The 9514-nt window shown below is 46.9% G+C and carries 14 protein-coding genes; 8 read left to right on the top strand and 6 right to left on the bottom strand.

What is annotated here, in order from left to right:
• Positions 1–460: 460 nt before the first annotated feature.
• On the top strand, positions 461–1198 hold the full coding sequence (locus tag GQS10_RS10570; protein ID WP_341805042.1) for a glycerophosphodiester phosphodiesterase: 738 nt from the start codon (positions 461–463) through the stop codon (positions 1196–1198).
• Between the two features lie 312 nt (positions 1199–1510).
• Here GQS10_RS10570 and GQS10_RS10575 read toward each other — a convergent pair whose 3' ends face one another.
• Positions 1511–2515 (bottom strand): polysaccharide deacetylase family protein, encoded by a 1005-nt coding sequence (locus tag GQS10_RS10575; RefSeq protein WP_243735096.1) that lies wholly within the window; start codon positions 2513–2515, stop codon positions 1511–1513.
• Positions 2516–2691: 176 nt separating this feature from the next.
• Here GQS10_RS10575 and GQS10_RS10580 point away from each other — a divergent pair, with 176 nt between their 5' ends.
• From GQS10_RS10580 to GQS10_RS10595, 4 genes are all read left to right on the top strand, one after another.
• The gene (locus GQS10_RS10580; protein WP_166241814.1) at positions 2692–2928 is read left to right on the top strand and encodes a hypothetical protein; all 237 of its coding nucleotides are present in this window, start codon (positions 2692–2694) and stop codon (positions 2926–2928) included.
• Between the two features lie 46 nt (positions 2929–2974).
• Complete coding sequence (locus GQS10_RS10585; protein WP_166241816.1) at positions 2975–3766, top strand: TIGR00266 family protein; 792 nt, start codon at positions 2975–2977, stop codon at positions 3764–3766.
• Between the two features lie 91 nt (positions 3767–3857).
• A complete protein-coding gene (locus GQS10_RS10590) occupies positions 3858–4685 on the top strand; it encodes a DUF92 domain-containing protein (RefSeq protein ID WP_166241818.1) in 828 nt (275 codons plus the stop codon).
• Positions 4686–4704: 19 nt separating this feature from the next.
• Positions 4705–5505 carry a sugar phosphate isomerase/epimerase gene (locus GQS10_RS10595; RefSeq protein WP_166241820.1) on the top strand — a complete coding sequence of 267 codons (801 nt, stop codon included), beginning with the start codon at positions 4705–4707 and terminating at the stop codon, positions 5503–5505.
• Between the two features lie 12 nt (positions 5506–5517).
• Here GQS10_RS10595 and GQS10_RS10600 read toward each other — a convergent pair whose 3' ends face one another.
• Positions 5518–5745, bottom strand: a complete 228-nt coding sequence (locus tag GQS10_RS10600) for a hypothetical protein (RefSeq protein WP_166241822.1) — start codon at positions 5743–5745, stop codon at positions 5518–5520.
• A gap of 134 nt (positions 5746–5879) precedes the next feature.
• On the opposite strand from GQS10_RS10600, the gene GQS10_RS10605 reads away from it, so the two are divergent.
• Positions 5880–6023 carry a hypothetical protein gene (locus GQS10_RS10605; protein ID WP_166241824.1) on the top strand — a complete coding sequence of 48 codons (144 nt, stop codon included), beginning with the start codon at positions 5880–5882 and terminating at the stop codon, positions 6021–6023.
• 14 nt (positions 6024–6037) lie between these two features.
• Here the strand turns inward: GQS10_RS10605 and GQS10_RS10610 are convergent, their stop codons facing one another.
• Together GQS10_RS10610 and GQS10_RS10615 are read right to left on the bottom strand one after the other, a co-directional pair.
• A complete protein-coding gene (locus tag GQS10_RS10610; RefSeq protein WP_166241870.1) occupies positions 6038–6376 on the bottom strand; it encodes a L,D-transpeptidase family protein in 339 nt (112 codons plus the stop codon).
• Positions 6377–6473: 97 nt separating this feature from the next.
• Complete coding sequence (locus GQS10_RS10615; RefSeq protein WP_166241826.1) at positions 6474–6737, bottom strand: pilus assembly protein N-terminal domain-containing protein; 264 nt, start codon at positions 6735–6737, stop codon at positions 6474–6476.
• A 182-nt stretch (positions 6738–6919) separates the two neighbouring features.
• Here GQS10_RS10615 and GQS10_RS10620 point away from each other — a divergent pair, with 182 nt between their 5' ends.
• Positions 6920–7504 carry a YitT family protein gene (locus GQS10_RS10620; RefSeq protein ID WP_243735098.1) on the top strand — a complete coding sequence of 195 codons (585 nt, stop codon included), beginning with the start codon at positions 6920–6922 and terminating at the stop codon, positions 7502–7504.
• On the opposite strand, the gene GQS10_RS10625 is transcribed toward GQS10_RS10620, so the two are convergent.
• Positions 7501–7971 carry a nucleoside deaminase gene (locus GQS10_RS10625; protein WP_166241830.1) on the bottom strand — a complete coding sequence of 157 codons (471 nt, stop codon included), beginning with the start codon at positions 7969–7971 and terminating at the stop codon, positions 7501–7503. The genes GQS10_RS10620 and GQS10_RS10625 overlap by 4 nt on opposite strands.
• 106 nt (positions 7972–8077) lie before the next feature.
• Positions 8078–8482, bottom strand: coding sequence for a secondary thiamine-phosphate synthase enzyme YjbQ (locus GQS10_RS10630; RefSeq protein WP_166241832.1), 405 nt, complete (start codon positions 8480–8482; stop codon positions 8078–8080).
• Between the two features lie 198 nt (positions 8483–8680).
• On the opposite strand from GQS10_RS10630, the gene GQS10_RS10635 reads away from it, so the two are divergent.
• On the top strand, positions 8681–9337 hold the full coding sequence (locus tag GQS10_RS10635) for an HD domain-containing protein (protein WP_166241834.1): 657 nt from the start codon (positions 8681–8683) through the stop codon (positions 9335–9337).
• The last annotated feature ends 177 nt before the right edge of the window (positions 9338–9514 follow it).

The raw sequence follows: 9514 nt of genomic DNA on the forward strand, positions 1-9514 counted from the left end.
ATCGGCTGCTTCCTCGAGGCCGTATCCATTCTTCTCTCATCCATTCGGACAAATGAAGCATTGTGTCTTATAACAATCTAGAGCAGCCTGTTGTTCCGCTGCATTCCAAATAGCCCGGGGCCGATTAGAAGCCGCCGGGCTATTTTTCGTATTTCCTAAGAACGGTGTGCCGTCGAATCCTTATTTGCCGCGTTGTTCTTTGCGCTTAGAATCGGGGCTGCCTTGATCGCCGAACTGATCCAAACGGGATGGCTCTGCCACTTTACCGTCATTGTCCGGTTTATTGTTGCGTCCGCTCATTTGGGCACCTCCTTACTACGGGTTTACCGCAACAAGTAGTCTCCCACAAGGAAGCAATTTTTAACACTCGTTTTACACGCAGCGGTTGGACAGATGGTACAATAACGTTGCGGTACACGTACCACAAAACCTAAGATTCATGCCGAGGAGAGAGTGCACAGTGGGTAACAAACCTTTGATTTATGCTCATCGCGGAGCGTCCGGTGATGCGCCGGAAAATACAATGGCGGCCTTTCGGCTTGCACTGGAGCAAGGGGCAGAGGGGATTGAGCTTGACATTCACCAAACAAAGGATGGCCAACTGGTCGTCATCCATGATGAAACGCTGGAGCGTACAACGAACGGCAGCGGGCTTATTACTTCCTTGACTTACGATGAAATCCGTTCCGTTGACGCCAGCTTTCATTTTGAATCATACCGGGGAGAGCATGTTCCTTTATTGTCGGAGGTCCTTGATTTACTTTCCAATACCCAAATCGAACTGAACATAGAGCTGAAAAACGGGATTATTCGATATGAAGGCATGGAAGAACGAGTCATTCGCCTCGTACGTGAGTATGGGATGGAGAACCGGGTTGTTTTCTCAAGCTTCAATCATTACAGCGTCGTGGATTTGATCCAGGCTGTACCCGATATGGACTGTGCTCTCCTCTATACTGCAGGGCTGTATCATCCGTGGAAATATGCCAATTCATTAGGGGCGCGTTCCCTGCATCCGCTTTTTTATAGTGTCGATCCCGAGATGGTTCAAGGGGCTCACGATGCCGGCCTAAAGGTTAGACCGTACACGGTGAATGAAGAGAAGGACATACGTGCGATGATCGCAAACGGAGTAGATGCCGTCATCACAAATTACCCAAGCCTCATGAAGCAAATTTTGACTGAACAGTCTTCGTAAATCGCTGTGCACAGTCAGGATATAGACTAATCGAATTCGTTATGCTTCGGCGGAATATCCAAATAACTCATCACTGCATAATAGAGGGCTAAGAACATACATACGAAAAATAAGCTCATCACATATACCTCCAATCATTCTTTTTGCCAAAAACAGGGACATTTCCCATTGTACCAACTACAGCATGCAAAGGCTGTCGGTTCATGAATGGGAAATCCGTTCGATTTTTGACTGCCGAGAGGGTAAAGTATATGCGGCTGACGTCGAAATGATGCGAGCTTGTCGAAAGAAATCTGCTTTTAGGCGTTAAGATTACTTGCTAGATTCCAAACGCTTCGCAAAAGTCTGCAGGCTTTCTTCTCCGTTAACAAAAATTCGTTTTAATTCTAGTGCGGGCTGCTCCGTTGTGGTGCGGCCCTGCTGGATGGTAAAGGCATAACGATAGCCGTTTTCTTTCAGCAGCGAGAGGGTAGTTTTATTGTATTGTCCATACGGATAGCAAAACACTTCCACCTTCGTCCCCAGCTCTTCCTCGATCAACCTTTTAGATTCTTTAATTTCATGCTCCTGTTTATCCTTGCTAAGCTTCGGCAGCTGCGGATGTGTCATGCCATGCGCTTGAATATCCCAACCGGCTTTATGGAGCTCGCGGATTTGCTCCCAATTCATAAAATTTTTCGTACCCGCAACGCCAGGGGAAACGAATACGGTTGCCGGGAATTGATATTTTTTCAAAACGGGATCCGCCGCCGTCAAATTATCAACATAGCCATCGTCAAAAGTTAGCAGCACCGGCTTCTGTGGAGGCGCTTTCTTGAATTCGTAAATCTCGATAAAATCTGCGAGTTTTAAAGGGGTATAGCCCTCGTTAAATAAATACTCCATTTGCTCGGCAAATTGCTCAGGCGTTACGACCGCACTGTTGCCCGGTTCAACCGAAACACTGTGGTAGTTGAGAACTGGAATAGATATGGGCTGCTTAGGATCAGGTAAATACACCTTCTCTGTAACGACAGAGGCAGGCGGGGCGGGGGGTATAACTGCAGGTTGGATCGGCAAAGCTTGGCTAGGAGGAGCATTCGTGCTCTCCTTTTGAGGCGTGACGTTCATATCCTCCGGATCATTGGACATGTCTGCGTTTGGTTCATCCGCGCTGCTCTGATTTTCGCTGTCGGGCGGAATCGGCTGAGCATATACATCCGGCACTTCATTTGTTAGAGCAGCTTTGTCCGGCATGTACGCGAGCCCAACTAGAGATAAGCATATACAAACAATGATGCATCCAAACGTAATGAGTGCGATCCTTGATTTGTTCATAGTCATCCTCCGGAGAATGGCATTCTTTTCTCCAGTATATGATAGGTTGTCCGTTTGTGATGAATAAAATTTACAAAAACCACAAGCAATGAAAATATCCCATTAATATTGTTTTGTTACAATGCTCGTAATTTGTAGGGGCAGAACTTGATCCGGGCCGCCGGGGAGGAGCTAGCGTGAAAAAACAGTTGGGAAAACGGTTGAGCGGTTTGCTGCTGTTGGGATACGTCGGGTTCAGTATGTATTTGATTTCTGTTTTGGCAAGCGATTATTTCATGAATTGCAGTGTAATGGAACGGACAGGGTGGATTGCATTGCTCGGCTTGATTTATACGCTGCTGATATCCTATTCCTTTCGTCTTCTCGGGGGTCCGGGGACCGTTCAAGAGCAGGTGGAACGTATTGGAAGTTAACTCGTATATAAAGTCGTTGCTTTGAATCGTAGGAGGATGATTTCAAATGAATGCTCATGAAATTGATTACCGTGTATACGGAGAAGAAATGCAATATGTAGAAATTGAATTGGATCCCCAAGAAAGTGTCATTGCAGAAGCAGGAGCCCTGATGATGATGGCTGCTTCGATTCGTATGGACACGATTTTTGGTGATGGCAGTGACAGCGGCAAAGGGTTTATGGGTAAGCTGTTTGGCGCCGGCAAACGGCTGCTGACGGGTGAAAGTTTGTTCATGACGGTCTTTACGAACGAAGGTCAAGGTAAACAGCATGTATCCTTTGCTGCGCCTTATCCCGGAAAGATCATACCGATGGACTTAAGTGAGCTTGGCGGAAAAATTGTGTGTCAAAAGGATTCGTTCTTGTGCGCAGCAAAAGGCGTTTCTGTCGGAATCGAGCTTCAGCGGAAGCTCGGTGTCGGCTTTTTCGGCGGCGAAGGCTTTATTATGCAGAAGGTAGAAGGCGACGGTCTGGCATTTTTACATACCGGCGGAACTGTGTGTGAGCGCGTATTGCAGCCGGGTGAAATGATCCGGGTGGATACGGGCTGTTTGGTTGGATTCACGAAGGATGTCGAGTATGACATCGAGTTCGTAAAAGGAATCAAAACCGCATTTTTTGGCGGGGAAGGATTGTTCTTTGCAACGCTGCGCGGTCCTGGAAAGGTTTGGATCCAGTCGCTTCCGTTCAGCCGCATGGCCGACCGGATTTTGTCTGCCGCTGGACCGGGCGGCCGAAAGGAAGAGGGAAGTATATTAGGAGGTTTAGGCAATTTCCTCGATGGGGATAACCGATAAGACGGTTGCAATTGCCATCTATTTTCGTTACCGTTAACGGGACCCCCTCTTGGAGGTCCCGCTTTTTATTTATTTTGGAGAGGAATAGGCTATGTCTTCAATCTTGATTGGACTAATAGGAAGTACGCTGATTTCCTGGATCGCTTATCGTAGGAATTCTTTAACCAGGGACGGAGCATTGGCTGCTGTGGCCGTAGGAACAATTTTGTATGCCGCAGGAGATTTCTCGTGGTTCGGAACAATGATCCTATTCTTTATTACTTCCTCTATATTGACCAAGTGGAAGTCAAGACAGAAAGAAAAGCTGGAAAGCGGGTACGCTAAGTCCGGCAATCGGGATGCGGTTCAGGTGCTGGCAAATGGAGGCACAGCCGCGCTTTTATGTGTGCTGCATGCCTTTTTCCCCAATTTCGGTTGGTGGATCGCATTTATGGGGGTTATGGCTGCGGCAACAGCCGATACATGGGCGACCGAAGTGGGCGGTTTAAGCCGCTCAAAGCCGAGATCGGTCATCACTTGGCGGCAGGTTGAGCCCGGGCAGTCAGGCGGGGTTACCCCTGCAGGGACAATAGCTTCGGCTGCAGGTGCTTTGCTGATCGGAAGCTTTGCGGTAATTAGTGCGGGCTTGCTAAAACAAGAAATGCAAATGTCAGAGACGTTGTCCAAATCCTTGCTTACACTTCTTATCATTACAGCCTCCGGAACGTTCGGGGGATTGGCTGACTCGTTCATAGGCGCTGCCGCACAACGAATGAATCGATGTGTTGTTTGCGGCAGAGAGATCGAGGCGGGTATGCATTGTAATGCAGTAGCGGTGAAAAGCCGAGGGATTTCATGGATGAATAATGATGTAGTGAATGTGATTGCGACTTGGGTCGGCGGTGGAACGGCCTTCATATTGGCGAAATTACTGCTTTGATAAAAAGGGGTGGACGATGGTGAAGTATGTACGCCTGAAGACGAATCTAGAAGAACGCTGTATTGAAGATCGATTGCAATATAATCCGGAAATTATTGAGTTTTTTCTATCGGAGCATGATCTGAATGACCGTCAACGGTTGGTCGATGCCATTCGGTATGTGAAGTCCAAGCATGCTAAAGTGTATCTTCATCATCCTCCGAAGTATAAAGGCAACAGACTCGATATTATGGCGGATTCATCAGAGCTGCGACAATTTTATTGGGATTCGAGCCGTTGGTTGGCGGAAATTTGCCAGCAAGAACAAATTCGATGTGTGATTCACGCCCACTATGCACAAACAGAGAGCTCTTACAGTATTAACGAGTCACAATCTATTGAAATGAGGAAGCGGATTTCCGAGATTTTATCCTTCTCTGGAAATGTGTTTCTTTGGGAGGATACGATTGAAGGACTGTTCTCGTACGCCAATCCGTATTTGATGACCCAGATTATAAAGCCGTTATCCCTACCGCTTATCGTGGATGTCAGTCATTGTTTTATTGCGTTGAAAGCGAACAACTCGAGACTTATCCAAATCCTGAAAGAGACGAGCTCGCATGCTCAATACTATCATGTTGTAGATAGCATGGGTGAGCGTCATGATTCCTTACCTCTTGGGGTGGGAAAGATCGACTGGCTGCAGGTTGCGCCGCTTATAGCCGATCGAGATTTTATCTTTGAAATCTCACTGCCTGGTGATCACTCCGATTGTACTTTGATGATCGAAAGCGTTAAGTATTTCAACCAAGTTCTGAATCTCGCATACGCAGATAAATGAGAGTCCACGAGGCTATGACACGATTTTACCTTCGGATGAAGAATTGCGGCCAGTAAGCATGGTTCGGATAAATTGAATTCGTTTGCCGACATAATATTCGTAGGATTGTCCTTGGAGTTCTTTCGGAGTAACGCTGCGTTCTAAGCAATTGTCGATAATCTTAACGGATCCGTCCCTGTAGAAAGTAAAGGTTAAATCTTCTTCAGATTCTCTGCCGATATAACGATAACGCTCTGCCATGGTAACCCCTCCTTAGCGAACATTTGTTCTGTTTACAGAATAGCAAACATTTGTTCGTAAATCAAGGGGTGTTTCTTTTCCCGTATCATTTTTCTGAATCGTGCCAAACTAATGCGCATCGGGAGGTGATACCAATGGGCAAAAGAAGCAGTAAAGCTTATAATGAACAGCAAAATCGAGATGAATTCGCGGAAGAAATCGTAACGTTAAATGCGGAGAAGATGAAGGAGTATTCTCCGAATGTCAATAAAATCCCGAAAAACGTTACCAACCCTTAATCCAGTAAAGCTGATTATGGCCGAATGGACACGCGTGTACCGACGGATACCATTTCTGCAAGCTGGTTCACGTCTTTGTTGTACATGCGAATACAACCGTGCGATGACATTTTTCCAATGGAAGACGGATTGTTTGTGCCATGTATGCCGTAATGCGGCTTGGAAAGCCCCAGCCAGTAGGAGCCATATGGCCCGCCTGGATTCGGGGCTTTGTTTTTAATGGTAAATTCCCCGATTGGAGTTCGGGTGACCATCCGGCCGATTCCGACAGGAAAGGATCTTACGACACGCTCTTCCTCTAAGACATGAAGCATGCGATCAGACAGATCGACAATAATTCGATAGTTAGGTATTTTACTCACCCCCGTTTTTACAATATTCTCTAAGATTGAAAAGGTTCGGAACATCAAAAAAACGCCCCATCAAAGGGGCGCGCTGCATCCGGTTCGTTTACTCCGCATCGGCTTCAACGACTTTGATGACATAAATTCTCCGGCGAACAGGAACTCCATTTACACAAATCCACATGGAAAGCACGGTTTTTCCCGGACACAGACCTGTAATTTTGAGCGATTTTTGACCGATAATCTTGTATGCGGCAATGGAGCGGTTCGCGCAGCTGATGCCGCCGATGTGTTGGCTGGTTTTCAGCTTGATCGGCAGTCTGACGGTACTTCCCACGGGAACGATTACTTTGCGAATATTTGGTACCATCGTTTCCACCTCCTTTGCTGAACTTATGACATTTTATGCAGCGGAGGCTTAATCAACTTGTTCGCTTGTCCACAAAAGAGAGCCTATTTCATAATGAATCGGACAAACGGGGTATGAAATGGGAAGGGTCAAGCATATAAATTTCACTATCGCTGGTAAAAAAGGTGATGGGAGATGAGTTTTTGCTTGGGAAGGTTTTGTCGATCGTCAGCGGCAGTTTTATGATTGCCATAGGCATTAATTTTTTCCTTTTGCCCTATCACATATTGGACGGCGGTCTAATTGGTATCGCTCTTATATCGCATTATGTTTTCGGGGGGAAAGTGGGCCTGAACTTGATTTTATTGAGTGTTCCTGTGTTTGTGCTTGCCTGGAGATTTGCTAGGGAGCAGTTTTACAGCAGCGCAACAGGCATGATGGCTTTTGGGTTTATGATTGATGTGCTGAGACCTTACCGATACCAATTTCAGCAGTGGACGGATTTAACCCCTGTGTGGAGTGCGGTGGGCGGGGGATTGCTGATCGGGCTAGGGATTGGTGTTATGCTGCGTTTCGGTGCGAGCACCGGTGGAACCGATCTGCTTGCATCCATGCTTGCCGACCGGTTTCCGGTTAATGTAGGTGTGCTTGTGTTTGTCATTGATGTGCTAGTCATCGCTGCGGGAGGAGTTTTGATTTCGGCGGAAACGTTCATTCTTTCCTCTATAACCGTAGCTGTAGGCGGGCTTGCGACCGTTGCCTCGACGATGCAGGTATCGTTACGCTAATACTCGGTCTTGTGATCCGATTCCGCCCATGCAAGGAAAGGCTTTAGATGGTCTTCAATCGTCATTTGCTTCATCGGGATAGAACGCTGCTCGGGGACCAAATCAAGCTGTTCATATATAAATTGATCGTCAAAATTTATTTTTGCCGCATCGTGCTTGGTTCCCGCGTAGTAAACTGCCTTTGGCCGTGCCCAATAAATCGCCCCAATGCACATTGGGCATGGCTCGCAGCTGGAATATATGATACAGTCATCCAGCTGAAAAGAGTTCAGTTTACGGCACGCTTCGCGAATCGCTTGTACTTCGGCATGGGCAGTCGGATCATTCGTCTCGGTGACAACATTGCACGCCTCTGCTATAATAGCGCCGTCTTTTACAATGACTGCTCCGAATGGGCCGCCTTTTGCGGATTTTACATTTTCATAAGCTAACTCTACGGCTCTCTTCAAAAAAGTTTCGTGGCTCATCATTCGCTCTCCCTTACCGGACATGTCGTTACTTTCAGATTGCCCTAACCTCGAGGAAACATGCTTGGCACATCGAACCGATGAAATTCATCGGTTTTTTGCGTTTTTATGTATTCGCGATTAGTTTTATGTGATAATTTCTCGTTCGTGGACCGTCAAATTCACAGAAGTAGATCCCTTGCCACATGCCAAGCAATAAATTTCCGTCTTGGATAATGATGGTTTGCGAGGAACCTACGGTGATCGCTTTAAGATGGGCCGCGGTATTTCCTTCATTATGACGGTCCTTTGGATGCTGCCATGGATAAACCTCGTTCAGCCGCATGAGCACATCCTTTTTGACATCGGGATCGGCGTTTTCGTTGATGGCGATCCCGGCCGTCGTATGCGGGCAGTACACAACGGCTATGCCATTCACAACTCCAGAAGTCCGCACGTGAGCATTTACGGTTCTCGTAATGTCGTGAATTTGGTCGCGCTGCGACGTAAGTATGGTTTCCGTATAGAGCATACGCTGCCTCCTCCTTTTTCGTTCATGATTTATTATAACGACTTGGCCATTAATTTTCACGGGAGGGCAATAGCCGTTAGCTTGGATTCTCAATTGATATTGAGGGTTCACAAAAATGAATGTAATCACTTTGTTTTTGGAGGGACGCATGGTATATTAAGATGTTTGATAGTTTAGAACGAATGGGAGAGGGATTTTATGCAAAATGAAAACATTTTGTTACTTGCTGAGGAAAAGGTACGGGAAGCACTTGGGCATGATAAAAGCGGCCATGATTGGAATCATATTCGCAGGGTGGCCAATGCGGCTTGGAGGTTAGCGAAACTGGAGGGGGCCGATCCATTTGTATGCCGTTTGGCTGCGCTTTTTCACGACATGATAGATGATAAGCTGGTGGACAATGTGGAAAAGGCGACGGATGAGCTTTTTCATTGGATGAAAGGTAATGGAGTCGATGTCTCCGTTCGTGGACATGTGATTGAAATTATAAGCACGATGTCATACCGGGGAGGAGTTAATCGGCCTGCTATGAAGACACTTGAAGGGAAAGTGGTTCAGGACGCTGACCGTCTCGATGCCTTGGGGGCCATTGGCATAGCGCGTACCTTTACATATTCCGGGCATAAGGGACGGGCAATGCATGATCCTGAAAAAGCACCTCGTGTCAACATGACGATTGAACAGTACCGGAGCGGTGAGGATACTGCAATCAACCACTTTTACGAAAAGCTGCTCAAGCTCAAGGACGGGATGAATACCGATACGGGGAAAAGGTGGGCCGAAGAACGTCATCAGTTTATGCTGCAGTTTCTCGATCAGTTTCTGCTGGAATGGGAACAAATGGATTTGACGTAAGCTGATATGGCGTGGTAAATTGTTATTCCGCCGCTGAGCAGCGGTGGCGTTTGAAACGCTGAGATCAGCTTTGCAAGGTATGGAGCTGACACTTTTGAGATCGATACTTGGTTGAAAATGGTGGTTGCGTTTCGAAGATCGCTATGATATATTGTAATTCCGGCCGCGAAACGGCGG

The organism is Paenibacillus turpanensis (genome assembly GCF_011421635.1).
Lineage (GTDB): Bacteria > Bacillota > Bacilli > Paenibacillales > YIM-B00363 > Paenibacillus_AK > Paenibacillus_AK turpanensis.

What these genes read in the sequence shown, in the direction of transcription:
- GQS10_RS10615 (WP_166241826.1), bottom strand. Translation starts at nt 6,737, where the DNA reads ATGGTACCAAATATTCGCAAAGTAATCGTTCCCGTGGGAAGTACCGTC.
- GQS10_RS10635 (WP_166241834.1), top strand. Translation starts at nt 8,681, where the DNA reads ATGCAAAATGAAAACATTTTGTTACTTGCTGAGGAAAAGGTACGGGAA.
- GQS10_RS10630 (WP_166241832.1), bottom strand. Translation starts at nt 8,482, where the DNA reads ATGCTCTATACGGAAACCATACTTACGTCGCAGCGCGACCAAATTCAC.
- GQS10_RS10625 (WP_166241830.1), bottom strand. Translation starts at nt 7,971, where the DNA reads ATGAGCCACGAAACTTTTTTGAAGAGAGCCGTAGAGTTAGCTTATGAA.
- GQS10_RS10590 (WP_166241818.1), top strand. Translation starts at nt 3,858, where the DNA reads ATGTCTTCAATCTTGATTGGACTAATAGGAAGTACGCTGATTTCCTGG.
- GQS10_RS10600 (WP_166241822.1), bottom strand. Translation starts at nt 5,745, where the DNA reads ATGGCAGAGCGTTATCGTTATATCGGCAGAGAATCTGAAGAAGATTTA.
- GQS10_RS10585 (WP_166241816.1), top strand. Translation starts at nt 2,975, where the DNA reads ATGAATGCTCATGAAATTGATTACCGTGTATACGGAGAAGAAATGCAA.
- GQS10_RS10605 (WP_166241824.1), top strand. Translation starts at nt 5,880, where the DNA reads ATGGGCAAAAGAAGCAGTAAAGCTTATAATGAACAGCAAAATCGAGAT.
- GQS10_RS10575 (WP_243735096.1), bottom strand. Translation starts at nt 2,515, where the DNA reads ATGAACAAATCAAGGATCGCACTCATTACGTTTGGATGCATCATTGTT.